The 26,091-nt window shown below is 34.2% G+C and carries 25 protein-coding genes; 15 read left to right on the forward strand and 10 right to left on the reverse strand.

The window, feature by feature from the left end; all coding sequences use genetic code 11:
- Positions 1 to 136 precede the first annotated feature (136 nt).
- Both IC221_RS10790 and IC221_RS10795 read left to right on the forward strand, forming a co-directional pair.
- A complete protein-coding gene (locus tag IC221_RS10790) occupies positions 137 to 490 on the forward strand; it encodes a hypothetical protein (RefSeq protein WP_188168982.1) in 354 nt (117 codons plus the stop codon).
- Between the two features lie 179 nt (positions 491 to 669).
- Positions 670 to 912, forward strand: a complete 243-nt coding sequence (locus tag IC221_RS10795) for a hypothetical protein (RefSeq protein WP_156152468.1) — start codon at positions 670 to 672, stop codon at positions 910 to 912.
- A 130-nt stretch (positions 913 to 1,042) separates the two neighbouring features.
- Here IC221_RS10795 and IC221_RS10800 read toward each other — a convergent pair whose 3' ends face one another.
- The 5 genes from IC221_RS10800 to sucD all read right to left on the reverse strand — a co-directional run bounded on the left by IC221_RS10800 (position 1,043) and on the right by sucD (position 4,880).
- Positions 1,043 to 1,504, reverse strand: coding sequence for a hypothetical protein (locus IC221_RS10800; RefSeq protein WP_188168983.1), 462 nt, complete (start codon positions 1,502 to 1,504; stop codon positions 1,043 to 1,045).
- Between the two features lie 236 nt (positions 1,505 to 1,740).
- On the reverse strand, positions 1,741 to 2,244 hold the full coding sequence (locus IC221_RS10805) for a hypothetical protein (protein WP_044209945.1): 504 nt from the start codon (positions 2,242 to 2,244) through the stop codon (positions 1,741 to 1,743).
- 136 nt (positions 2,245 to 2,380) lie between these two features.
- Complete coding sequence (locus IC221_RS10810; RefSeq protein ID WP_188168984.1) at positions 2,381 to 2,911, reverse strand: hypothetical protein; 531 nt, start codon at positions 2,909 to 2,911, stop codon at positions 2,381 to 2,383.
- 221 nt (positions 2,912 to 3,132) lie between these two features.
- Positions 3,133 to 3,663 carry a hypothetical protein gene (locus IC221_RS10815; protein ID WP_188168985.1) on the reverse strand — a complete coding sequence of 177 codons (531 nt, stop codon included), beginning with the start codon at positions 3,661 to 3,663 and terminating at the stop codon, positions 3,133 to 3,135.
- Positions 3,664 to 4,001: 338 nt separating this feature from the next.
- The gene (gene sucD / locus IC221_RS10820; protein ID WP_044201074.1) at positions 4,002 to 4,880 is read right to left on the reverse strand and encodes a succinate--CoA ligase subunit alpha; all 879 of its coding nucleotides are present in this window, start codon (positions 4,878 to 4,880) and stop codon (positions 4,002 to 4,004) included.
- Between the two features lie 177 nt (positions 4,881 to 5,057).
- On the opposite strand from sucD, the gene yidD reads away from it, so the two are divergent.
- The 4 genes from yidD (at position 5,058) to IC221_RS10840 (ending at position 8,565) form a co-directional block, all read left to right on the forward strand.
- Positions 5,058 to 5,279 (forward strand): membrane protein insertion efficiency factor YidD, encoded by a 222-nt coding sequence (gene yidD, locus IC221_RS10825; RefSeq protein WP_082026351.1) that lies wholly within the window; start codon positions 5,058 to 5,060, stop codon positions 5,277 to 5,279.
- A gap of 172 nt (positions 5,280 to 5,451) precedes the next feature.
- Positions 5,452 to 6,567: a C1 family peptidase gene (locus IC221_RS10830; RefSeq protein ID WP_188168986.1), complete on the forward strand. Its 1,116-nt coding sequence runs from the start codon at positions 5,452 to 5,454 to the stop codon at positions 6,565 to 6,567.
- A 92-nt stretch (positions 6,568 to 6,659) separates the two neighbouring features.
- A complete protein-coding gene (locus IC221_RS10835; protein ID WP_188168987.1) occupies positions 6,660 to 7,076 on the forward strand; it encodes an FdtA/QdtA family cupin domain-containing protein in 417 nt (138 codons plus the stop codon).
- A 169-nt stretch (positions 7,077 to 7,245) separates the two neighbouring features.
- Positions 7,246 to 8,565 (forward strand): lipopolysaccharide assembly protein LapB, encoded by a 1,320-nt coding sequence (locus tag IC221_RS10840; RefSeq protein ID WP_188168988.1) that lies wholly within the window; start codon positions 7,246 to 7,248, stop codon positions 8,563 to 8,565.
- Between the two features lie 489 nt (positions 8,566 to 9,054).
- Here the strand turns inward: IC221_RS10840 and IC221_RS10845 are convergent, their stop codons facing one another.
- Both IC221_RS10845 and IC221_RS10850 read right to left on the reverse strand, forming a co-directional pair.
- Positions 9,055 to 9,891 carry a GNAT family N-acetyltransferase gene (locus IC221_RS10845; protein WP_188168989.1) on the reverse strand — a complete coding sequence of 279 codons (837 nt, stop codon included), beginning with the start codon at positions 9,889 to 9,891 and terminating at the stop codon, positions 9,055 to 9,057.
- A gap of 40 nt (positions 9,892 to 9,931) precedes the next feature.
- Positions 9,932 to 10,678, reverse strand: coding sequence for a porin family protein (locus IC221_RS10850; protein WP_188168990.1), 747 nt, complete (start codon positions 10,676 to 10,678; stop codon positions 9,932 to 9,934).
- Positions 10,679 to 10,863: 185 nt separating this feature from the next.
- Here IC221_RS10850 and IC221_RS10855 point away from each other — a divergent pair, with 185 nt between their 5' ends.
- The gene (locus IC221_RS10855; protein ID WP_188168991.1) at positions 10,864 to 11,754 is read left to right on the forward strand and encodes a fructosamine kinase family protein; all 891 of its coding nucleotides are present in this window, start codon (positions 10,864 to 10,866) and stop codon (positions 11,752 to 11,754) included.
- A 364-nt stretch (positions 11,755 to 12,118) separates the two neighbouring features.
- Here the strand turns inward: IC221_RS10855 and IC221_RS10860 are convergent, their stop codons facing one another.
- The gene (locus IC221_RS10860) at positions 12,119 to 12,976 is read right to left on the reverse strand and encodes an NAD(P)H-binding protein (protein ID WP_188168992.1); all 858 of its coding nucleotides are present in this window, start codon (positions 12,974 to 12,976) and stop codon (positions 12,119 to 12,121) included.
- A 468-nt stretch (positions 12,977 to 13,444) separates the two neighbouring features.
- Here IC221_RS10860 and IC221_RS10865 point away from each other — a divergent pair, with 468 nt between their 5' ends.
- The 3 genes from IC221_RS10865 (at position 13,445) to IC221_RS10875 (ending at position 16,898) form a co-directional block, all read left to right on the forward strand.
- Positions 13,445 to 15,319 carry a helix-turn-helix domain-containing protein gene (locus IC221_RS10865; protein ID WP_188168993.1) on the forward strand — a complete coding sequence of 625 codons (1,875 nt, stop codon included), beginning with the start codon at positions 13,445 to 13,447 and terminating at the stop codon, positions 15,317 to 15,319.
- A 189-nt stretch (positions 15,320 to 15,508) separates the two neighbouring features.
- The gene (locus IC221_RS10870; protein WP_188168994.1) at positions 15,509 to 16,612 is read left to right on the forward strand and encodes an Mrp/NBP35 family ATP-binding protein; all 1,104 of its coding nucleotides are present in this window, start codon (positions 15,509 to 15,511) and stop codon (positions 16,610 to 16,612) included.
- 34 nt (positions 16,613 to 16,646) lie between these two features.
- Positions 16,647 to 16,898, forward strand: a complete 252-nt coding sequence (locus IC221_RS10875) for a NifU family protein (protein ID WP_044201087.1) — start codon at positions 16,647 to 16,649, stop codon at positions 16,896 to 16,898.
- Positions 16,899 to 16,965: 67 nt separating this feature from the next.
- Here IC221_RS10875 and IC221_RS10880 read toward each other — a convergent pair whose 3' ends face one another.
- Positions 16,966 to 19,533, reverse strand: coding sequence for a DUF5916 domain-containing protein (locus tag IC221_RS10880; RefSeq protein WP_188168995.1), 2,568 nt, complete (start codon positions 19,531 to 19,533; stop codon positions 16,966 to 16,968).
- Between the two features lie 615 nt (positions 19,534 to 20,148).
- Here IC221_RS10880 and IC221_RS10885 point away from each other — a divergent pair.
- The 3 genes from IC221_RS10885 to IC221_RS10895 all read left to right on the forward strand — a co-directional run bounded on the left by IC221_RS10885 (position 20,149) and on the right by IC221_RS10895 (position 22,148).
- Positions 20,149 to 20,610, forward strand: a complete 462-nt coding sequence (locus tag IC221_RS10885; protein WP_188168996.1) for a hypothetical protein — start codon at positions 20,149 to 20,151, stop codon at positions 20,608 to 20,610.
- The gene (locus tag IC221_RS10890; RefSeq protein ID WP_188168997.1) at positions 20,607 to 21,539 is read left to right on the forward strand and encodes a hypothetical protein; all 933 of its coding nucleotides are present in this window, start codon (positions 20,607 to 20,609) and stop codon (positions 21,537 to 21,539) included. Before IC221_RS10885 ends, IC221_RS10890 begins: the two co-directional genes overlap by 4 nt.
- A 66-nt stretch (positions 21,540 to 21,605) precedes the next feature.
- Positions 21,606 to 22,148 (forward strand): hypothetical protein, encoded by a 543-nt coding sequence (locus IC221_RS10895; RefSeq protein ID WP_188168998.1) that lies wholly within the window; start codon positions 21,606 to 21,608, stop codon positions 22,146 to 22,148.
- 293 nt (positions 22,149 to 22,441) lie between these two features.
- Here IC221_RS10895 and IC221_RS10900 read toward each other — a convergent pair whose 3' ends face one another.
- Positions 22,442 to 23,734, reverse strand: a complete 1,293-nt coding sequence (locus IC221_RS10900; RefSeq protein ID WP_188168999.1) for an aminopeptidase P family protein — start codon at positions 23,732 to 23,734, stop codon at positions 22,442 to 22,444.
- Between the two features lie 118 nt (positions 23,735 to 23,852).
- Between IC221_RS10900 and IC221_RS10905 the strand changes: the two genes are divergently transcribed.
- Together IC221_RS10905 and IC221_RS10910 are read left to right on the forward strand one after the other, a co-directional pair.
- A complete protein-coding gene (locus IC221_RS10905; protein ID WP_188169000.1) occupies positions 23,853 to 25,394 on the forward strand; it encodes a S8 family serine peptidase in 1,542 nt (513 codons plus the stop codon).
- Between the two features lie 84 nt (positions 25,395 to 25,478).
- The gene (locus IC221_RS10910; protein ID WP_188169001.1) at positions 25,479 to 26,054 is read left to right on the forward strand and encodes a hypothetical protein; all 576 of its coding nucleotides are present in this window, start codon (positions 25,479 to 25,481) and stop codon (positions 26,052 to 26,054) included.
- Positions 26,055 to 26,091: the final 37 nt, after the last annotated feature.

The raw sequence follows: 26,091 nt of genomic DNA on the forward strand, positions 1-26,091 counted from the left end.
TGTTATTTGAATTGTTTATCGACATGATAATCAAACAATTAATGTAAATAAATTTGAATCATTTTGATAAAATGATGTAATTTAGCTCAAAAATTGTAATTTTGTACCGAGAGATAATGCACCTAGTTCTAATTATATGCAACGTCTAGAATCTTCTTTAAACAAAATGTTCAACCAAAAGGTTTTAGCAAACCTTTGTCCTTACCACCGTCAGCGTATTTCTACTTCTTTGGAAAGCACAAAGTTAGAGATTCGTTCACTGTTCATGACTTTTGTCGATGGAGAGTTGGATCGCTTCAAAAAACAAATTGGAGAGGAATCACTTGAAATTACAAGAACAGTAGCTGAGGGGTATGTAAACAATATTGTCGATTTACTGGAAACGAGAATGGCTAGTGATGGAGATCATTTTACATCAGAAGAGCTTATCAACGGAGCGCTAAGCGTGTTTAATACGGAGGGATGTCCAGTATTTCATACAAAGAAATAATTACATATCTAATATATGCCTAAAATAACCATCAATGTGAAAGCATTGGTGGTTATTTTTTTGTCACTATTTTTCCGCTATAGCTCTTATTTAAAACATTTTTCGTTAAAAATAATATCAATGTTTTTTATTTTGACATTTATTTGTTTATGTTTGTAGCATACAAAGACAAAAGAAACATGAAAACTGTTGTAAGAGGTATATTAAGTAATGTTCATGAAAATGGTAAAAATGCTTTTGCCGTGTTAAACACGTTTGATGGACAGCAATTAGAATTGATTTTAAAGCCTATTGGTTTAAAGATTTTAAAAGGATATGCTGATAGAGCATTTACAGTGAGGGTGAAAGGTTGGATGCAGGAAGAAGCTTATCAAACAGGTTTTCATGTCACAAACCTAACGGGCTACTTGAAAGCAAGTTAATAATAGAGAGATCAGTAATTTAAAAATAAAAATGATTAGTACGTTCTTAGGGGATAAGAATTTACACCATAGAAAAAGCGGCTCATATTGTGAGACCGCTTTTCTCGTATTTTGAATAAAGTATTTTTTCTTAGAGTTGGAAGGTAACACCAATTTGTGCACCTGAACCAATAATGGCTTGTAAGCCAAAGGTATCACTGATGTGGAATTTACCACCAATACCAATTCCCCACCATAAACCATTTGGAGCATTGATATTAAATCCAATATCACCATTAGCAAAAACATCCCATTTTGGATGAGAGATATTAAGTACACGGTCAGCGTACCAACGGAACCTAGCACCAATGGCAAAAGAGGAACCTTTATAGTCATTGTTGTCCCAACTTTGGAATGCAGCAGAAGCACCTACTGTAAAATCTTGTCCTAATTGAGCAATTTCATAATCAGCTTGTACACCGAAGTTATAAGAGCTAAATCCTGAGATTAACCCAATATTTAAAACTTTGGGGCCTTTATAATCTTGGGCCGATGCAAAATTTGTGATACCGATAAGGGCAATTGTAAAAAGAAAAAGATATAGTTTTTTCATATTTAAAGGTAATGAGTTTTTTAGTGTTTTTGATAGAGTAAAACAACGATTTAAATCCGTCATTTATTCTCTGAAGTACGTAACTTTTTTATTATACTAAAACTAAATATTTACTTTCTATGCGTAAATAAATCAGGTTATTTTCTTATTTATATGCTTTTTTTTCTTGATAAAAAACAAAAAGAGTAGCCCAAATGATTGAACTACTCTCTTTGTATCATAAAAAAATGATACTATTATAATTGGAAAGACACTCCTAATTGAGCACCAGAACCAATGATTGCTTGAATACTAATTTGATCATTGATGTGATATTTACCACCAATACCAATTCCTAAGTAAAGTGGATTGTAAGATTTTGCTGTTGCATTTCCTACGTCACCTTTTCCAGATGAGCTATTGATTCTAAATCCAACATCACCATTTGCAAAAACGTCCCATTTGTTGTCCGTGATGTTTAATACACGATCAGCATACCATCTAAAACGGGCACCTACTCCAAACGAGCTGTAAGAGAAGTTAGAATCAGACCAACCTTGGTAGTAGGCAGAAGCACCTACTGTGAAATCTTGACCTAATTGAGCGATTTCATAATCACCTTGGATTCCGAAAGAACCATGGAAAACGCCTGAAATAATACCAACATTTAGAGTGTTTGGACCTTTAAAGTCCTGAGCGAAAGCTGTGCTTGATAAAGTAACTAGAATTAGAGTTACTAGTAAGTGAAGTGATTTCTTCATTTGTGTGTTTAGAATAAAAAAATGAGTTAATGTACTGTAAAAGTAATTAACATTTACTGTTTTTAGTTCGTTAAGATAAGTCAATTATACTTTTAAAGTACCTAACATATTGTTACTATCTGTTATTAAAGCAAAATTAGAGCCTAAAGGTTACGCCAAAGTTTCCTCCGCTGTATTGAGTGCCTCCGCCAAACTGAAGGTTTAATCCAAATTTGTCAGTGATGAACCATCTCCCTCCAATTTGAGCACCGATTCTGACGTGAGACCAATTGTCAATTGGGTAATCTTTCCTATCATTATAATTGTAGAGCCCCACGTTTAATCCCGCATAGAAATCAAAGTTATTAGGAATGTTTAAAATTCTATTGAAATGATAATTACCATTAAATGATAAATTCCATGCACGATATCCATGATGACGGTGCTTGAAACTATGAATGCCAAAATTACCCCCAATAGAGATGTCAGGGTGTACCCCGTTATAATCAAGCCCAAAGTAAAATGGAATTCCTTTTGTATTGACACCCACACCTGTATTAATGTAAAAATCAGAACCGTTTGAGTAATTACTTGATGTGTTTTTTTTCTTTGAATTTTGAGCAGTACTATCTAATGAAAATAGAACAGTAATTAGCAGTACAATTGAAAAAATAATTTGTTTGGCCATTGTAGCATTATTTTTTTGATTGATATTGTTGAAATCGGGCAAAGTTAAAATTTAGTAGTAAGAGAAGTGAGTGAATTAGATACATTATGTAGAATGCTTGTTAATTTAAAGGTTATTTAAGACTGATGTTGAACTTATAATCTTATTTTAATAAGCGTTTTAACTTAAAAAAGGTACCCTTTGAGTAGAGTACCTTATTGACTGATCTTTCAGTAGATGATTTATAAGCCAAATGTAACACCAATTTGTGCTCCAGTGCCTATGATCGCTTGAATCCCAATTTTTTCACTGATATGGTATTTTGTTCCTATTCCAATTCCCCAATAAATAGGTGAGATGTTATTTCCACCATCATATTCACCATAATAATTAGAATTAGTGATTCCAAAGCCTACGTCACCACTAGCAAATACATCCCATTTGTTAGAAGTGATACCCAGCACTCTGTCTGCATACCATCTAAATCGTACTCCCATTCCAAAAGTATTGTGTTTGGAATGTCCAGTGTCCCATCCATAATAAGAAAGTGCCGCAGCTAACGTGAAATCTTGTCCTAGTTGTAGGAATTCATAATCTGCATTGATTCCTCCTGCACCATGATGGAAGCCCATACCGAGTCCAACAATTAATGATCCTACTCCTTGGTAAGATCCACCGTTTCCAGAAGATTTTTGAGTTTTGTCTTGGGCAAATCCAAAAGTAGAAAGGGTAAAGAATAATACAGTAACAACGATTTTGTTGATGTTTTTCATAACAAATTAATAAAGTAATATAGGTTTTTAATATAGTGTTTTTGATTACTGTATATCAATACGATGTATTTTGTTTTAGGTTAAACAATTTGGGTTGTTTTATAGTTAATAAGTATTTACGAGGTGTGTTACAGCGTTATTGAGCGGTAAAATGGTTTTGATAAGAGTAGTAACAAGTATATAGTTAAGAATAGGTCTGATGCTTTAAGGTTGTGGCTATATGATTATAGTTTCTTTAATGACAATAGTTGTGAGGAGTATCTTTCTGAAATAAAAAAAAGCTCAATGACTCTAGGAGTCTATTGAGCTTTTTTATGATTGAAACTCTAAATTAGAGCTTAAGCTTCCACTAGAAGTTTTGCTAAAGTTTCGCCGATATTTGCTGGAGATTTTGATACCGCAATACCACATTCTTCCATAATACGCATTTTAGCTTCTGCAGTATCGTCTTCACCACCAACAATAGCACCTGCGTGACCCATTCTACGTCCTTTAGGAGCAGTTTGGCCAGCAATAAAACCTACAACAGGTTTAGGGTTGCCTTGTTCTTGGATCCATTTTGCAGCTTCAGCTTCATAGTTACCACCGATTTCACCAATCATTACGATAGCGTCAGTATCAGGGTCAGCCATTAATAATTTCACAGCTTCTTTTGTAGAAGTACCAATGATTGGGTCTCCACCAATACCAATGGCAGTAGAAACACCATAGCCTGCTTTTACAATTTGGTCAGCAGCTTCATAAGTTAAAGTACCTGATTTAGATACGATACCTACTTTACCAGGTTTGAAGATAAATCCAGGCATAATACCTACTTTTGCTTCACCTGGAGTGATAACACCTGGACAGTTTGGTCCAATCAGTGTTACGTCCTTACCTTTTAAGTAGTTTTTGGCTTTCACCATGTCTGCAACAGGGATACCTTCTGTAATTGCGATAATTACTTCGATACCAGCGTCTGCTGCTTCCATGATTGCATCTGCCGCAAATGCTGGCGGTACAAAAATGATAGAAACATTAGCACCTGCTCCTTTTACTGCATCTTCTACAGTGTTGAATACAGGGCGATCAAGGTGAGTTTGTCCTCCTTTACCTGGAGTTACACCACCTACTACGTTTGTGCCGTAAGCAATCATTTGCTCGGCGTGGAAAGTGCCCTCAGATCCAGTGAATCCTTGAACAATTACTTTTGAGTCCTTATTGACCAATACACTCATGGTTGCAGTTGGTTATTTGTTAGTAAATATTAATATTACTTTTTGCAGTTGCAATTTATATAATTACATTGTCAAAGTGAATAAAGATCATTCTTTTTATTACATTTTATCATTGGATCGCTCTAAAAAGGCTAAAAAAGGGGTTTTTTATAGCGACTTATACCCGAATAAGCGAATATGAATAAGGTTTTTTCGAAGATTTTAGTGATTTTGGTTAGAGGTTATCAGTTATTGATCTCACCATACACTCCATCTTCTTGTAGGTATACTCCTACATGTTCTGAGTATACAATCCAAGCTTTGAAAAAGCACGGAGTTAAAAAAGGAGGCAAGTTAGCCATCAAAAGAATAAGTAGTTGTCACCCATGGGGAGGAAGTGGTTATGACCCAGTTCCCTAATATTTAAAAGGGCTTCAACTCCGTGTTAACCGAAGCAAAAGAAAAAGTAAACTCCGTTTTAGAACAGGGATTTTGTCAGGTGAAAATTAGAGTTTAAGCCAAAATAAAAGTATATTGTAGCCATGTTACCTTTAAATGGTACTATTTATCTAAAAATTATAAATATTAGAATATGAAAACGCTATCTTTTAAAAGTGTAGTGGCTTCTGTATTAATGGCTGGTATTTCAACTGTCGCTGCTTTTGCCCAAAATGATGCAATCGTAGATGGAACACAACTTAAAGTGGTTCATCAGGTGAAGACTACGCCTGTAAAAAATCAAGGGAGAACGGGGACTTGTTGGAGTTTTTCTACAACTTCATTTATCGAGTCAGAGTTGATGAGAAAAGGAAAGGGAGAATTTGACCTTTCAGAAATGTATTTTGTGAGAAATACTTACCCAGAAAAAGCAGACAGATATATAAGAAGACACGGGAAAACACAGTTTGGAGAAGGAGGATTGGCTCACGATGTCATGAATGTCATCAAGGAAGAAGGTTTTGTTCCTAACAGTGTTTATGATGGAAAAGGTGGTGATAAAGGTATGCACGATCATCAAGAATTATTTGGTGTAATGGAAAGCATGCTCAACACATTGGCTTCTTCTAAAAAATTGACAACGAAGTGGAAATCAGCGTTAGAATCTGTTTTAGATGCCTATATGGGAGCTAAACCGACTTCATTTACTGTTGATGGAAAAGAATACACTCCTCAGGAATTTGCACAAGCGATGGATTTTAATCCGAGCGATTACGTGGAGCTGACTTCATTTACTAATCATACTGATTACAAACCTTGCGTTCTTGAGATTCCAGATAACTGGTCAGATGGAATATATTATAATTTACCCTTAGCCGATTTACAACAAGTAATGGATAATGCTTTGGATAAAGGTTATTCTTTGGCTTGGGATGGGGATGTAAGTGAAAAGTCATTTTCACACCGTAAAGGAAAAGCTACGATTGAAGATGAAAACGGCGTTGAGCCTCAAGTAACAATAGAAGATCGTCAGGCAGCTTATGAAAATTACATTACTACTGATGACCACCTGATGCATATTGTAGGAATTGTAAAAGATACCGACGGTAAAAAATACTATGTAACAAAAAACTCTTGGGGAGCAAACTCCAATGACTTTGGCGGTTATTTATATATGTCTGAAGGATATATTCAGATGAAAACAGTATCAGTAATGGTACATAAAGACGCGATTCCAAGTTCAATCAAAAAGAAAATTGGATTGATTTAAAGAGATTTATTCCCTGGTGATTCAGGTCACTAGGGAGGCTATTTATACTTATTTGTGCGATGACTCTCAAAAAGAAAGATATTATTAACACTTTGCCTCGAATTATAGATTTAGATGAATTTGGCTCTTATGATGAGGGCTTTATTACAGCAGTAAGCGAATTATCTCAAGTACCTTTCAGTATTAAAAGGGTATTCTGGACCCATGGAGCAAATAAAGATACCGTTAGAGGAAATCACGCCCATAAAGAAACAGAAGAGGTGATTATTGCAATACAAGGCAGTATCGAAATTGAAGTGATTTTAGAAGATATGAAAAGACGCGTTTATCTGTTAGATAATCCACGTCAAGGTTTATACCTTCCTCCGCATGTATGGAGAACGTTGTACTTCTCGAAAGATGCGATTTCTGTTACTTTGGCTTCAACAGATTACAACAAAGACGATTACGAAAAGGACATGGTCAATTGGCTACAAAGAGACTTTTCTGATGATAAATTTTATTCTTAATCGAAGAGTGGAATAATAAATAGAGTTTGTAATTCGTTATTAATCCGAAAAAAACTCTAATTTTAGAGGAATTTAATTTAAAATGTCGTGATTTTTAGTCTATATCATCACTAAAATATGTATAGACTTACAAAATATAGGAGGCACAAACTCAATGTACTCGTTTATTATGGCTCGAACACTATTCAAAATATTTTTACTCTCAGTATGTTTTGTAACATCCGCTACTTTATTCGCTCAAAACGATAAGGCTTTGGATCATTTTGTAAAAGCTGAAAACCTTTTTAATAGTAAACAATATACCAAAGCAATTGATGAGTATTCATTAGCGATTAAAAACGATTCATCACAAGAGAAGTATTTTTTAAGAAAGGCAAAGTGCCAAGTGGCATTAAAGCAGTTCAATAATGCTATTGATACTTTTTTAGAAGGACTTTCGATCTTTCCTGATAATGGAGTGATGAATTTTCAAATTGCCAACCTTTACTTAAGAAAGGATTATTTAGATGATGCAATTTATTACTTCGATAAAGCATTTGATTTTAATGATACTGAAAAAATAAAGGTGACATCTAAGAATCAGATTATTATGATTCTTTTCAAACAAGAAAAGTATGATCTAGTTCGCCCACACATTAATGATGTTTTGGCAGTGGCTCCCAACAATTATTTAGCACTTTACTATTCAGCAAAGCTTTATAATATGAATAAAGAGTACCCTAGAGCGGTCGATGATATTCATAAGGCATTGGAATATGTAAAGTCAAATAATAAGAGTCATTTGGCAAGGTTCTATTATGAATTGGGATATGCTTATTACAACTTGGAAGAGTATGATAAGCTTGATGATATTATTGAAAAGGCCAATTATGGTTCTTACAGAAAATTGGTGCTGAAATTCACTCCTGAATATAAGTACTGGATTGCTTTATGTTACTATGAAATTTATGACTTTGAAAAGTCGACAGATTTGTTGTACACTGCATTAAAGCAAGATCAAAGTAATTTAAAAGTACATGAACTTCAGATTAAAATTGCTGAAACAACTTCTGACAAAACAGAACAAATTTCGAAGGCTTACCATATGATTGATAACCTTGACGATCAGCAGATGAAAGTCAAAACGTATCAAGATGTGGCGACCTGGCAATTAGGTTCAGAACATTATATTGATGCTATAAAGTCATGTGATGAGACCTTAGCACTAGATGAATATAATTATATCGTAAAGTATACAAAGGCAGTAGCATTGTTCAAATTGAATCGAACAAAAGAGTCTATGGATGTATTGAACGAATTAGTGAAATACAATGGCTTGGATGTGAAAACAAAGTCGAAGTATTATTTTACACTAGGCATTGTAGCAATGAAAGAAAAGGAGTACGATCTGGCATTACACTCTTTCAAGAGTGCAAAGTTGGATAAGACTTATAAAGTTGCTGCAGATGAAATTATATCTTATCTGAAGTCTAAAGAAGATAGCATCTGAAGGTAATTTTTACCGGATAAAAAAACACCTATAAACCATGAAAAGTTTATAGGTGTTTTTTTATAATTTGAAAAGCAAGTCAAATAACGAGAACTTAGTTACACAATGTATTTGATAAGTTGTAAACTAAATTACCGCAAACTTCCAATCAATTATTCTGAAGGCTTTTATGTCCTACTTTCAAGCTTCCTTCTTCTTCATTTTTCCATTGATGAAAAACGAAGCAAAAAATCTAGGCTTAGAAGTCAAAAGCTAAATTTCATTCCTTTCGCCTAAATGATTTTAAACTCGCTGCGCTCAAACAAGAAAATCATTTTTAACGGCTCATTCCATGAAATTCTTAACGCTTTTCCCTTCAATGCCGGGGAGAGTACTACCAAACTAAAATGGTAGAACGCTCAATGGTGCGAATGTTAAGCGTTAGCGTCATTCGTGTCCTTCAGATCATCAGAAATCTCTTGATTTCTAAACACTATAAATAACGAGAACTTAGTTACACAATGTATTTAATGGTAACTCCATTTCATATTGATCCGCAAAGTTGTGGAGTTTTATCAAGTGGATAGCATTAATTTTATCACTTAAATCTTTATTTACATTAATGATTTTAATTTCATCAGTCACTTGTTGAATAGCATTGAATAGCTTTTCCCATTCATTGTTATTCGTCATGAAAACATCAAATTGGGCGAGGTATTTTTTCTCTGGGTGAAAAATGAAATAAGACTCAGGTACACCATTGTATATAACCTCATAGAGAACATATCCTCCAGCAACGATTGTTTCCTTTTGAAAATCCCAAGAGTATATATTTTGCTCTGGTAACTTTTCCCAATTGTATTGTGATGGAGAATGTTTTTTCAATTCAATCTTTAGGTTGTTTTTCAATTGAATTTTTCCTGAATAACATTTGTACTCTTTCGTAATGTTGAAACCAACACCTTGGTATGCCCGTATTGCCTTATCATTATTTGTGAGTACTTCAAGAGTAATAAGTTCGACTCCATTTTCTTTCAAATCCACCTTGGCATAATCATAAATTGATCCGACAATTTTTTTGCCTCGATATTCTGGAATAACACCTGTTCCAGTGTTAAAGGCAGTTTGAATCCCAAACCTTTTATCAATGGTATGAATCACAAAACCGATAAGTTTGTTGTTGACATACATCCCATAAGAGAGGTTGAAATCGACCTTGGCAGCACTCCATCTTTGTTTGTAATATTCCTTTTCGGTTGGCATTTTGATGGAATAGTCATCAAAAGACTTCAAGAAGCATTCAAGTATTTCGTCAAAATTTGAGATGCTTAATTTTCTTACTTTCATTGGTTTGTTTAGCTTTTATCAACAGTGTTGTAGTGTAAGTCTAGTCTCTTCTTTCCCAACCACTTTCATCGGGCTGCTCTATGCTTTGCCCACTTTCGTTATTTTTTGGTTTTTCTTTCCATCCACTGATTGGGATAAGATAAGAAAAAGTAACACCACCGAGCACGGAAGTAGACCCTTCAGTAGAAGTTCTTCTTTCATTTTCTAAAACATTCATCATACTCGCTGCAAAGCGTCCTTCTACCTGGAAATGTCCAATTTTCGTGATGAGATTTAGTCCACCACCACCTGCAATAGAGAGGGTAAATGGATTAACAGGCTTTTCATAATAATCATAACTTTGATCATCAAGATCGGTAATGATTTTTTTGGACTCTCCAATAAGAATATCCATTTGAGGACCTAGAGTGATAAAAAATTGTAGGTTTTTCTTTCCTATATAAATATGAGTAAGAAAGGGAACTTGGATATATTCAAATTTCCTATTATATATTTCTTGAGTAACATCAAAGCGGTTGACCTCAGTCCAGCCAATAGCATTATAATTGACCTCAAGTTGTGCTCCAAAATACTTTTCTGCATGGTATTTCATCACTACACCAAAACTAGGTGAAGTTTCTGGTAAGGTACTAATTGCAGGAAGGAAACCAATTGATGTAGAGAAATAACCTCCTTTTATACCAGCGGAAATTTTAGCTGGTTTGAGAATATTTTTTTGTGCGAATGTTGAAGTTGACAACAAAAACACGGAGAAGATGACTAAGAAGGTTCTATAAATTAGATGCATGTAAAAAATAATATATCTAGCATAACTTTCAGTAAAGATAATATCTAATTCTAATGTTTGATAAAAACTGTAGTATAAATTACAACTTATGAAACTTTATAATAAGCTACTTTTATTTCATTTGACTAAATTGGAAACAATTGTCGAAAGAAAAATTGTTAGGACTATATTAATGTGATAGCAGAATGTCAGAAGATCCACACACCTTTTATCAATCTTTATTACAAAAAGAATTAGGAACATATATTCGGTTAAGGGAATACCGTTCCATCTCAGGCGGTTGTATTAATGAAGCCTTTAAGGTGAAAACAAATCAAGGTGATTATTTTTTAAAGGTAAATAAACATATGCCTCCTCATTTTTTTGAAATGGAAAAGGAGGGGCTTCTTTTATTAAAAGAAAAGTCAAATTTTACGATTCCTGATGTAATCGCTTTGGGAACATTTGAGGGAGTACAATATATTATTTTAGAATTTATTGAAGGCAGACGAACATCCACTAACTATTGGGAATCGTTGGGGAGTAAGCTTGCTGAATTGCATCAAAATAGTCATGAGACCTTTGGTGGTGTTCGTGATAATTATATTGGCGAATTACCTCAGTCAAATCGAAGTAAAGAAAAATGGTTGGACTTTTTTATTGAAGAAAGACTTTTACCTCAGGTTCATTTAGGTGTTCAAAATGGAGTTATCCCTCAAAAATATATTGAAAGTACGAATGCCCTCCGTCAACTTTTGAAAGACTATTTTCCAGAAGAGAAGCCTTCATTGTTACACGGCGATTTATGGAGTGGAAATACAATGTATGATGTAGAAGGGCAGCCCTGTATTATTGATCCGGCAGTATATTATGGACATAGAGAAGCGGAATTAGCATTTACGACTTTATTTGGAGGTTTTGATAAATTGTTTTTCGAGGTTTATAATGAAGTTTTTCCGTGGGAGAAAGGGATAGAAGAGCGTTTAGAGGTGTATAATATCTACCCGTTATTAGTACATACCAATCTTTTTGGTGGAGGGTATTTGGAACAGGTCAATGAAATCTATAAGAGAATTGATCATGCTTTGGGCTACTAAAGTATGTTTGTTAAGGTGAGAAGGAGGCGGCCTTATTCAGGTTTATAGCAAAGTATCTTGAATTGATCGCTTCTTTAATATTTATGGAATATTTCTCTAAAAAAGTTGAAGATCAGAGTGTAAACTAATTTCGATTTCCTTTTATCGAAAGAAAATGGGGGTTTGTCGAAAAAAGAATCACTTTAAACGAAATAGTATAAAAGTAAATATTTAATAACTTAACTTTACAATACACTTAATGATTAAGTGTCTCGAGCTTGAAAAAGTTCATCTGTTTTATGACAGAATAGATATTTAATTACATTATTTGGTTTAATTGTTAAGGGGAGAGAAACTCACTGTTTTGCAGTGAGTTTCTTTTTTTTTATTTCATTTCATCATAAATAAAATCAGTAGGGTTCTCATACAAAAATGTGAAACTAATTTTATCTTGTATTTTTTGACTATCTACGATTTTGAAAGGCGGTGCAGATGCAGGAGAAATAAATGTAGGTACAATATAATTTCCATATTTAGCGGTAGCTTCATAAACAATCCTTTTTGGAGGGTGTTCGGGTGCCACTAAGTTGAAAACCTTATTCCAGCTATTATGATCATTGATTTCAAGTACTTTCATAATCGCTCTTATAACATCATCTCTAAAAACATAGTTCACTGGGATGTCACCTGTAATTAAATCTTTTTTGCCGTCTACATATTTTGCAGGTATTCTATCGTATCCCATCAATCCACCGCAACGAAGAATAGTGGCGTCAAGATCAGTATTAATCCTAAGCACTTCTTCTGCTAAAATTACAGATCTAGAACGAGGGCTGTCAGATGAGGCCGCATTTTCATTGACAATGGCGTTTACATCTTTATAAACACTTGTTGAACTGGTATAGATGACTTTATTGACAGGCAGTTTCTCTATTTCATCCCTGATACCCTTTATTTGTTCTGCATGAAAAGTCATCATTTTATGCTGACTAAATCTTGGGGCCATACATATAATAACAACATCAGTATCTAACAAATCGATTAAACCCTCTGTATCATTGCAAGTGGGATCAAATCGAAGGTAATAGCCTTTCGCTCCTAATTGCTCTATGATCGCTATTTTTGATTTTGTACCTGTACTAGCTTTCACTTCAAAACCATTTTCTATTAATTTGGAAATAAGAGGAAGGCCAAGCCAACCTGCTCCAATGATGCTCACACGCTTTATTTCGGGGAAACTCATAGTTGTTTTTAGTTGAATGTATAAAAAGAGTTTTAAAAAAAGAGTATATTTCTAGTAGACTCTAAATTTATTGACACAAAAAGTATTGCTAAAAGGAAATATACATATAAGCATGTTAAATTCCACTTTAAAGCAGTACTAATATTTATTGAAATAAAAGTGAATGATTTTTCACATTTAAGGTGATTTCATTCATAAAGTACCATTAATTTTGTACTCATAATCTTAATTTTTCAAATTAAAATTACATTATAACACAATTAATTCGTGTTAAAGTGTTGTCTTGTCGATGGTAATCTTTAATTTCAAGCTATCTTTAGAAACAACATCGCTCAATCATGATAAAGAGTTTATCTGGAAGCTTTGCTTTTTTTTATTAAACAAAAGGTTCCAGAAATGTTCAAACAACTGTATTAATTAGTTTACACTTTAATAAGTTTTCAATACCATTGACTAGCATGAAATAGAATGAATAACAGAACACTACATCTATTTTACCTTCTTTTAATTTTTTTAAATTTTCCAAGCTTCTCTAATGCGGAAAACGGAGAAATGGTTTTTAAAATTATTGAACTACCAGAGTTTACTCCTGACTCTGCAGACATTTATTTAGCTTCCTCACTAAACCAATGGTCTCCAAATGATGAAAAATATAAGTTTAAAAGGAGTCATGATGGGTATTATTATTTAAAATTACCCAGAATGGATGAGTCATTTCAGTATAAGTTTACAAGAGGGTCTTGGGAATCTGTGGAATCTACTGAAAATGGAGATTTAAAGCCGAACAGATATTACGATCCGGAAAGCCCATCGATGATTGAAATACAAATTTATTCATGGCAAGATCTTGCAAATCAAATGGAAGAAAGGATACAATTGATTGTAACCGAACTTCCAGAAGGTACACCCTATGACGCCAGTTTATTTGTCGTTGGCGATTTTAATAATTGGAAGCCATTGGACCTTGAAAGTAAGATGGTGAAGCATTCGGATGGTTTTTATTATCTGACTTTACCCACTGGGTTAAGAAAGTTTGAATACAAGATCACCAGAGGTTCTTGGGAGTCTGTAGAAGGGAGAGAAAATGGTAGAGCGATTCCAAACCGTGTTTATGATGTAGCTGTAGATGGGTGGAAGAAAACAATCAAAATCCGTTCATGGGAGGACCTGTCAGGTAGTACAACTACGCCTTATATGTTCTTACTATTATTAGGTGCATTTCAAGGCTTGTTATTAATATTTTCAATTTTTGGAATACAAGAAAACAACAGGAGGGCCAATGTTGTCTTAGCGGTATTGATTTTATTTACTTCTATTGCTTTAATGTCCAGAGTGGCAATGTACTACAGGGATATATTTCAGATGTTTCCAAAGATATATCTCATCCCAGAAATGCTATTGTTGATCTATGGTCCTTTGTTTTTTATATATATTAAGCAACTCACGGAATCTGAATCAAAGTCAAAAGAAATCTTTGTTCGTTTGATTCCGTTTGGCATTCAAGTACTTGCATACCTTCCACTTTTTGCACTTTCAAATGATCAATTCGAATACGGTGTATTAAATAAACATTATGAAGTATTCTTCAACACTATTGGTGGTTTGGGGTTGATTTTTAGTGCTTATTATTGGTGGAAATGTAAGTGGTTATTAAGGTATCAACATCATCATAGTATGAACATTCTTTCAGAAGAGAGAAATATTAATTACCTCAATGGAGTAATGTTGGTGTATGCTACTTGTTTGGCGATTTGGAGTTTGATGTATGTTGTAGGTATAGGAGGGGTATTTTTCGATTATTCACCTCAAAATATCATCAATATGCTTACCGATACGTTATGGTTAATTATTGCATGTATTTCATTTATAATGGGCTATTATGCAATGAATCAACCTGAAATATTGAGAGTGGCAGAGGAAGAAGAAATCAAAAGTATTGTTGAAGCTAAAGTAGAGGAGGAAGTGGAAGAGAAAGCACCTCAAGGTTTGACGGAAGAACAGCTTTTACTGAAAGAAAAATTGGCTCAAGAAATGAATGAGCATAAATTATATACCAATTCAAGGTTGACTTTACCCGAACTTGCTCATCATCTTAAGACAAGTACGCATGATATTTCTAAGGTCATTAATGACGGATATCAGAAGAATTTTTATGATTTTATAAACGGCTACAGAATTAATGCATTTATTGAGGAAGTGAATAAGGATACAAATCAAGAGTTGACGTATTTAGGGCACGCTTATAATGTGGGCTTTAACTCTAAAACAGCCTTTAATAGAGCGTTTAAAAAGGAGAAAAAGAAAACACCAACGCAGTTTTTTCAACAATTAGTTTCTCAGTAATTAAATATGCCCTTTAAATAAGTTAATTTATTATAATTATTTTGTGGTATGTTGTTGATTCTTTGGGAAATATTTAAATCTCAATATTTATACTATTATATTTGTAATTAATCTAAATAAGAATAAGGTTTACAATATCTTTTGTATTAATTTTGTGCCAACAAATATCTAATTGAGGAATATAGGAATATGGCATATACGCAAGATGATATAATTAAGGCCTTATCAACTGTAGAAGAGCCAGATTTAAAGAAAGATTTAGTTTCTTTAAATATGATTAAGGATGTGGAGGTAGAAGGTAATAAAGTATCTTTTACTGTAGTTTTAACTACACCTGCATGTCCATTAAAAGAGTTAATAAGACAGCGTTGTGAAGACGCTATACATAGAGATGTTGCTGAGGATTTGGAGATAACTGTAAATATGACTGCAGAAGTAACCTCTCTTCAACAACGTGGACCAGTGTTACCGGGCGTGAAAAACGTGATTGCGGTTTCATCTGGAAAAGGTGGCGTAGGTAAATCTACTGTCACTGCAAACCTTGCTTTAGCACTTGCAGAAACAGGAGCAAAAGTAGGTGTAATGGATGCTGATGTATATGGACCTTCGATTCCTACAATGTTCAATTGTGAGAATGCTCAGCCAGGAGTTGTGCAAAGAGGAGAGAAAAACGTCATTATTCCAATCGAAAAATATGGAGTAAAGCTATTATCAATTGGTTTCTTAACGCCTTCAGATAATGCTGTAGTATGGAGAGGGCCAATGGCTAGTTCAGCAATTCGTCAGTTCTTTATGGATACAGATTGGGGAGAATTGGACTACTTATTGATTGATTTACCTCCAGGTACAGGTGATATTCACTTATCATTAGTACAAACTGCAAAAGTGACAGGTGCTGTAATTGTATCTACACCACAGAAAGTAGCCTTAGCAGATGCTGTAAGAGGATACAAAATGTTTGCATCTAAAGATGTAAATGTTCCCATCCTTGGTGTCGTAGAGAATATGGCTTACTTTACTCCAGCAGAACTACCTGACAACAAATATTACCTGTTTGGTCAGGATGGAGCAAAAACATTTGCACGTAGATATGAGTTACCTTTCCTAGGAGAAGTGCCTTTGGTACAGAGTGTTAGAGAAGGTGGCGATGATGGAGTACCTGTTGTAATGGAAGAAGGTAACCCAGCAGGTAAAGCTTTCGTTACAATTGCAGAGTCTTTAGCAAGAAACGTTGCCATTAGAAATGCAGAATTGCCAGAGACAGACCAAGTAGAAATTAAGACTTGGGAATAATAAAAGATATTAACGCCTTAATAGGATTACATATATGAGTGAAACATTAATTAATGAAGTAGAAAAAGCCTTAGAAACAATTCGTCCTTATTTAGAGGCGGATGGTGGAAATGCCAAAGTAGTCGAAGTTACTGAAGATGGTGTAGCTAAAGTGGAGTTGTTGGGAGCTTGTGGTGATTGCCCTATGTCAGCGATGACATTGAAGGCTGGAATAGAGCAGGCCATAATTAATGCAGTACCAGAGGTGAAAAAAGTTGAGGCCATCAATATGACTGTAGAGTCTTAGGACTTCACTGTTTGTAAAATAATCAATAAGCCACTTCGCTTTATACAAGTGAAGTGGCTTATTGTGTTTAAAGCATTCTTTTGACTTGACCATAATCCAAGAAATAACTCAAACGTATGGAAAGTGTATTCAGCTGAGGTTCTTCCCACATTTCCTTCATGTTGTCTGAGAAGGTGATTTCAGAATTGTGATTGGAAGATTTTAATTCATTTCTCCACATAGCGGTAAGAAAACTTCCCGGAAGGAATTCCCAACTGTAAGAAAGCTCCATATCAAATGTATTATAATTGGTGTTTTGTGTATGCTCACCGTTTTCATCAAGGTCTGTATAATCTGTGGTTAACAGATCACCTGTCGTTGATAAATCAAAAAACTCATCATAATCTACTCTTCTCCAATAATGCCTTAAACGCAGTTTCATGGACATTTTAGGATTGAAATAATATTTAGAAGTAAAATTGTTCTCAAATGTTTTAACGTCTCTATTGCCATAAATTACACTTTCCACATCACCATTATCTTCGTGAAGTGTGGTCACATACCCCTTCTCATCTCTCTGATTGTTCCAAGAAACAGAATGTGTGAGGTCAAAACGATCCGTAGCTCTATAGGTTTGATTATAAGAAATAAAATTATCCAGCTGAGAAAATTCAGGTCTTGCCCAATAGGATATTCTCACACTTCCCGTATATAAGTTTCTACTGTCTGAATTGATTGTAAAACCTCCACCGTGTGACATGTACTCTTTGAAGTAATAACCATGCTCTCTTGGCCCAAAATAATCATAAGATATTCCGGGGTGGATATAACTATCAACGTTCATACTCCAAAAGTTATTAAACAGGAAATAACCATCTGCCCATACTTTTCTACTTGTGAAAGTTCTAGGATTGTAAAGCCAATTTTCATCATAACCTACTCTCAACCAGTAGCGTTGATAAAATGGTCCCGCTTCAAATTGATTATAAGAGGCATTCGAATAAAACCCAATTTTATTTACAGCGGAGTTATACCCCATATCATTAGGGTTGTAAGTGTCTGATTCAATATTTGAAGTTGCCCAATAACGCCACTTTCCACTCACTTTACCACCTCCAACATCGATTCTATGTCCTAGTTGAGTATAACCTTTTTGTTGTGTTTGTCCATTTTCACTTTCTTCTGAAGGAAAAAACTCTTGGCTCAATGCTCCAAAACCTCTGAATCTATAGGTATTTGTTCGGTCAAAGAAATTGAAATCGGTTGAAGTAACATTCGAAGATTTAAATCCTTCTCCTCTATAGACGTTAGCGTTCATCACTCCAATCTTAGAGTTATTCGGTAATGCTTGTTCTACAGAGATGATATTAAAATTAGTCACTGGATCAGCGAGTTCTTCTCTTCTTTCCCCTGTAGTACTATCTTCAATGATGGCAAAGGTTTCATTGGTAATAGAGTTTAAAATACCTACTCCGAGTCCTTTTTCTGTAATACCCGTCAGTTTTGTATTATTAAGAATAGGAGCATCTGAAGGTTTATAAATAAAGGCTTCATTTTCTCTGAGTACTTCATCACCAGGGTTATTATGGTTTTGTCCGATTCTTCTGGAGTAAAACTGATCCCATTTATTGAAGATGGTGGTGCCTTGGGTGAAAAAATCCCTAAACTCTCCAAATTGCACTTCATAGGCAGAGAGGTTCAAGACTTGGTTGTCTGCTTGTACTTGAGAGAAATCTGGAATTAAACTTACATCTAAAGTAAAACTTTGACCTAAACCTACCTTGATATCCGCTCCACCTGAAAAAGTGTGAGCAAATTGTCCTCCTTGTTGACCAATAGAAACATTACTAATATAAGGTGTAAGCGAGAGTCTAATTGGTGGATTGACATCGTAGATTCCTCTGAGTGTTCCAAATTGATTGACATATCCTGACTTATTGGCATCAACAGCATTCCAATAAGAAGTCTCACCCGAACGAGCGATAACCCTACCAAAGTTCAATCCCCATATTTGTTCTTTTCCGTCAGGCATTCTCAATGCTCTATAGGGAATTTCCATTTCAACAGCCCATCCTTCCTCATTGACCTTTACGGCACTTGTCCATATTTCATTCCAGTTGCCATCCCATCCAGATGTGCCTTGAATACGATCACTTTGTACGCCTGATGCACTTACCACAAATTCATAAGTGTCTTGTTGCGTGTTGTAGGTATCAAAAGACACAATAAAGAAATCACCACCATTACCGCCTGAGTCTCTTTCTCCCATATTGGTGCGTATGGAGTCTGGTGCTGTGTCATAAAGTTGTGCACTTATATAAATGGCGTAATTGTCATAGGCCACTTGTACTTTGGTCTTTTGGGAAGATTTTTGAAGGTTGTTGGGAGAATTTTGAATAAAATATCCCTCAGAAACATATTTCATTGGAGTGTCTTCAAAGTAAATATAGTTTCTTGTACTGGCCGTAAGCTTATTGATTTGTAACGGATCTTTCCATACCTGATCATCCAAAATGCCATCTATTTTTGGTGGAGAAGCAGTGGGCCAGGCATGCAAATTTTTTCTACTAATATGTTGTGCATTTAATTGCTGAATTGGTAGAATGATAATTACAAGTGACAAGCATAAAAAAAGGTTCACGAATTTAGTTGCCATGCTAGTTAATAAGTTGTGCGTTTGATTGTAGGGTAATAATTCAAAGATATATTACGATACTAAGGATGATTGCGAATTGATTTTGTTTTAATATAGTTGTTGCGAAGTTTCATTTCTTCCATTTGAAGGTATAAAAAAAGGCCACAATATATTGAAGTGCTAATACATTGTATAAACTAAATTAACTTCTAATCGATCTTTCTACTAGCTTTTATAGGGTCTGCTTTCAAGTTCTCTTCTACTTCATTTTTTGTCTTGAAACAAAACAAAACAATCAAGGTTTAGAAGTTAAACAATAGCGTCATTCGCATCCTACAAATCAGCAGAAATTTCCCGATTTCTAAATACTATAAATATTTGAAAACTTAGTTTACGATGTATTAATTACAATTTCAGTATTATATCATCAGTATTCAATAGTTATTAATATTACTTAAGAAAAGGGAGTGTATACTTCGTTCTTTTATGATTTTTTGCATTTTGTTTTAAACATTGATCAATGTTGTAGGTTTTTAACCCAAACATAAAAAATAGGTGTTATTTTCCTATTAAAGTTTACACGTTGTAACAAGCTTTCTTACTAAACGGGATAATGAAATATAAAAGCAAATGAAGGTGCCTGATAGAATTATGGTTAAATATTATGTATTACTATTAGTGGTTGTTTTTTTATTAGGGGGGATTTTAATCTCTTGTACGAATAATGAATTAGAAATTCAATCTATTGATGTTTATGCTATAAAGTGGTTTACTTTTACTGAATATTCATATGATAGTGAAATTATTATTAATCATAGGAAGAGGAAACATTTTAAAATCGAGAATGAGAAGGATTTAAATTTAATAAGTAAGAGGTTAACTAAGCTAAAACCATTAGAAGGATATAATGATCTTGATGTACGGATGGTTTGTCATATTAATTATTCTGATGGTTCAAAAGATGAATTGTGTTTTGGAACTACCATTGTTTCAAAGTATAAGGGAGCTATTTATGAGAAAGACACTATTTTAATTAATACTATTGAAAAGTATTCAACTGTTGATAATAGTATTCCTAAAAGATTTAGAAAAAAATGAAACATCTACTCCACTTTCTATTTATACTCTCTCTCATCAGTATAAATACCTTCGCACAAAATCCTTTTGAGCAATACAACTACAAACCAAAAGTAGCTACACTAAGCCAAGGGGAATACTATAAATTTCACGACCAGGACACGTTAGTTCAGATTGGATCTGTAATTCTAAATACCAAAACACAAGAAATTGTAGCCTTTGTAAAAAAGGATACGCTGTACTCAGAAGCTACACTTGAACCTGATATTGTGAGCAGGTGGTTGAGTCCTGATCCTTTGGCGGAGAAGTATACGAGTTGGTCGCCTTATAATTATGTAATGGATAATCCGATTATCTTTATTGATCCTGATAGAAGAGATGTAGATCTTGGCAATTTATATGATAAGGATGAGGATGGAAATTACTTATACAAACGTCAAATTTTATCTTTTGAATTATTTGCTTCAACAAAAACGGGTGCTCAATTTTTAAAAAAAAGAGCTCAAAAAGGTTTTGAATTAAAAGGAGTTTACATAAAAAGTCTATCAATAAACTCAGAAGAAGGTGGAGAGTTAAGTAGTAAAATAGATGCAAACTTCCAAGTTACAGACCTTGATGAATATGAAGTAACTAAACCTTTAGGAGGTGCCGATGGATTGACAGAAGGTAGTATAATTAATAATAAACTTTCTTTAACATATCATATGGATGATGGTGATGCCAACTTCTTTAGTAATTATAGCTTGAGAGGTGAAACAGGTGGAGAAAAATTATTAGAAAGTATTGATACTTGGTCACATGAGATATTATTAAATGGATCCACAAAGGAAAATAATTTTCTTAAAGGTCAATATGATGGACAAGAAAAAATCCCTCATAACAGTTCTGAACATCTCAGGCAAAATGTTCAACAATCTCTTTATTATAAAAAAAAACTTATAATATGTTAAGGATAATGAGAAATAAAATGAAGTTGAAAGTATCAGATGATTACATTTATAATAAGATTATTTTCCATGGGTATTAATATAAAATTATCCACATATATTCTAATAATACTCTTAGGAGTTGTATCCTGTAAAAAGGATCAAATTTTAAAGATTAAAGAATTTGAGTCTGTAGGAAAAAGAAATCATTACTTTTCTGATACTCTGTTTATTGTAAGTAAAAAGTCAATATTTTATAGAATTGATTCCTTATTGATGTCTGATATTATTCCTCCAGAAAACAATATCTTCAATATCAAAATATTAAAACAGGATAGTTTTTATAACAAAAATTACAAACAATATTTCTTCACAATTCATAGTACTTCAAATCTAAATTCATATTATGGCCTTTTTGAAAAAGACCATGGAACAATCTTTTTCACTAACACCGAGACCCATTCAAAATTTATTCTTAAAAAGATTAATTCAAATTCTTTGGAACCATCCGATCCTATCTATAAATATATTGACTCTGTTACTTCTCCACCTCCATACCAAGAAGAACTTTTTGATAATACTACAGAGGAAATAGATACAATTATTCTAGATGAAAATCTGCTTATAAGATGAATAAGATTAAGAAATTTAGGATAATCCCAATTTATTTTCATTTGAGGAACAACTTTATATACTTAAAATAATAGTTCGAATGAAAGATAATCGAAGGTTAGATGACTTAAGAGAAGAACAATAAGAAAAGGAGTTATACAATCTTGATTTAGGGGGTGGGAAAGATTAATATTATCATTTTATGTCTAATCTTAACAGTAGCACTTCTTTTGAATCTGTATGTTTAAAAAACACCCTAGCTCAATGTCTTACATCAAACTAGGGTGCAATAAATATTAAAGCTCTAAAGTGAATTATTTCGCCATAATGCTTTCAATCTCTTCAATCTCGATTGGAATATTTTTCATCAAGTCAAATGGCTCACCTGATTCTTGGATAACGAAGTCGTTTTCAATTCTGATACCCATGTTTTCCTCTCTGATATAAATACCTGGCTCCACTGTAAATACCATTCCAGCTTCAAAAGTTTTATATCTGTTGCCATAGTCATGAACGTCTACGCCGATGTGGTGAGAAGTACCGTGCATAAAGTATTTCTTGTAGGCAGGCCATTTTGGATCTTCGTTCGCAATATCTTCACGAGTGATCAAACCTAAACCGACTAATTCTTCTGTCATCAATTTACCAACTTCTACATGGTAGTCCATCAAGTTGTTGCCTGGGATAAGCATTTTAGCAGCTGCTTTGTGAACTCTCAATACAGCACTGTAAACTGCTGCTTGACGCTCTGTAAATTTACCATTTACTGGGATGGTACGTGTTAAGTCAGAAGCGTAGTTACCGTACTCACAACCGAAGTCCATTAATAACAAGTCACCGTCTTGACAAACTTGATCGTTGTCGATGTAGTGCAATACACAAGCATTGAAACCTGAAGCAACAATTGGTGTGTAAGCATGTCTTCTTGAGCCATTGCGAACAAACTCGTGTGTGATTTCTGCTTCGATTTCATACTCCTTCACACCTGGTTTCGTGAATTCTAAAACTCTTCTGAAACCTTTCTCAGTGATGTTACAAGCTTTTTGCATGACATCAATCTCAATTTGTGACTTTACAGTACGTAAGTCGTGCATGATTGGTGAAATACGCTCGTATTTATGGAGAGGGAAATTTTTCATGCATTCCACTCTAAATCTATCATCGGGCGTTTCAACAGTAGTATCAGCACGAAGGTGCTCGTTTGTATTCAAGTAGATGTGTTCTGAATCGAAAACAACCGTTTTGAATACTGTATCGAAATCAGATAACCAGTACACCGACTCGATTCCAGAAACTTCAGTAGCCTGTTCTTTTGTCAATTTCGCTCCTTCCCAGATGGCAATTTCCTCATTCGTTTCAATTAAGAAAAGCATTTCTCTATGAGCAGGATCTTTGGCGTCAGGATTGATCACAAGAATACTCTTTTCTTGATCAATACCACTTAAATAGAAGATGTCAGTTTGCTGAATAAATGGCATTGTACCGTCTGCACTAGTAGGCATGATGTCGCTTGAATTGAATACAGCAACTGAATTTGGTTTTAATCTCTCTACTAGACGCTTACGGTTCTCAATGAACAATGTCGAGTCGATTTTTTCGTATCTCATGATTGATCTATGTGTATATATTAATATTTATGATTAACTTTTCGTCAAGTTAAGCGGCAATACGCTTGTACTGCTACTTAATTCGAATTTACTTCTTCCATTGAATTTTCAAAACTAGATGACAATAAGACTGGATATTTATTCTGTTTTTTTTTCAGGAGAAAAACGGCTTAGAAGGCTATTCTTAAGCTATTTTTTCATCCTTTTTACTGTTTTTCCAGTTTTCGCTGACGAAAACCAACGTTTTTGGGTTGTTTTTGTAGATAAGTGTAATAATGAAGATTTAGAAATTTTTAACCAATCCATCTGCCAAGAATATATTGAAGCATTGCACGAGCAAGACTTTTTCGCCCAAACGAAATCCAATTGGCTTAATGCCGTGACAGTTGAGATTACATCAAAAAAAGAGTTAGATCAGCTAAAAAGCCTTTCTTTTATCAAAGAAGTTAAGCCCGTCAATAGAGGTTGGAAACTAGCGAGTATTCATCAAGAAAGTGATTTTAAGCAGTCCTCCTATACAGTAAAGCAAATCCAACCTAAAAGCATTTATGATTTGAAGTTGGATGGAAGTGGGGTAACGGTAGGCGTGATTGATGCAGGATATTATAATGCCACTAAAAATACTTATCTAAAACATATTTTTAAAGACGAACGAGTTTTAGGTTTTAAGGATTACCTGTCAGGTCCATCAACGACAAGCCAAACTTTCTTTGGAACCAAAAGGACGAGTTCAGATAGTCATGGTACTACCGTTTTACGAATGATTGCGGGGCAAGAAGGTAATATGAGGTACGGATTGGCAGATAAAAGTAATTTTTATTTAGCGAGAACAGATCACGGTGATAAAGAATCGAGGAGTGAGGAAGAAAATTGGATTATGGCTTTGGAATGGATGGTAGATTCTTTAGGAATTAAACTGATCAATAGCTCTTTGGGCTATACGAATGGTTTTGATCTTAAAGATGAAAATTATCTTCCTTCTCAGATGGATGGAGAAACTTCTATGGTGACGAAAGCAGCAGAAGTAGCGACTCAAGAAAAAGATGTGTTGTTGGTGGTTTCGGCAGGGAATGAAGGAGATTCCAATTGGAAAATCATCAGTGCTCCCGCAGATGCCAAAGGAGTATTGAGTGTTGGGGCAACAACAAAATCAGGAGTGAAGGCAAGCTACAGTAGTCTCGGACCAACTTTCCTGGAGTATATTAAACCCGAAGTTTCTTGTTATTCACTGTTTGGAACCTCTTTTTCAGCTCCAGTAATTACGGGTCTTGCGGCTTGTTTGTGGCAAATGAAACCAGAGGCGACAGCGAAAGAAATTAGGGGAGCTATTATTCAGTCTTCTTGGTTTTACCCTTACGGTAATAACTATGTAGGTTACGGTGTTCCGAATGCAGGCAAAGCGATCAATATTTTAAAAGGGATACCGCTAGAAAATCAGACCGAAATAATTCATGCTCAAAATGAGAAAAATATTGAAATTATACCTCAAGAAGGTGAAGGCACTTTGTTAATTGCTTATCATAAAGTATCAGAAACTGTTGTTATTAAGCAAGAATTCATATATTTGAATAACGATGCATGGAAAGTTAAGAAAACTAAAAAATCCATAAGCACTACACTTTGGACGGGAGACCGTCATATTGAAATTTTTTGGAAATAATATAGGTACATCTTCAAAAGATAAAATATTGAAAATCAACTTCTGTATTTTGTACTTATTCTACTATCACCTTTACTATTTAACATGAAATTGTTCGTTCAAATTACCATTATTCACTTTATACTTAGTTCTTTATTTAGCTGTGCCCAATTAGATAAAATTCAAGACACTGAAGAAGTTTATAACTTCGATCTCACAAGTGTTGTTGATTCAGCCGTAAAGGATTTAAGCCGAACATCGCCTGCTGTAGAGAAAAAAGTACTCTATGATGGACAAGAAGACAAAGTTGCTTCCTCTACTATTAATTGGGAGGATGAATTGGAAGTTTTTGAAGATGCGGATATCAATAAGCCCATTTTAAAAAACAGCTATCAGAAATCAATACAGAATAAATCTGATGGAGGAACACTTACAAGATTTGAAGCCAGTGGTCCAAGAGAATTAGTCCGATGGATGGAAATAGAGAAAAATTCGGATGGCGAACTTCTGAAGATCGCTTTCAAAATGTTGACCGATAATTCTCTTTACGCTACAGAAAAAGAAGGGCAGTTAGTGTTTTCTGAAGGTCAAAAGTTAAAAAGTTATGCCATTGAAGGCATACAGACGATTGTCTTTTTAGGCGATAAACACTATTCTATTGAAGGTAACCTAGTGTATTAGAGACACTTGTAATATTGTCATTTTTAAGAAGAGATAT

It is taken from the genome of Flammeovirga sp. EKP202, assembly GCF_014534745.1.
In the GTDB taxonomy this organism is placed as follows: domain Bacteria; phylum Bacteroidota; class Bacteroidia; order Cytophagales; family Flammeovirgaceae; genus Flammeovirga.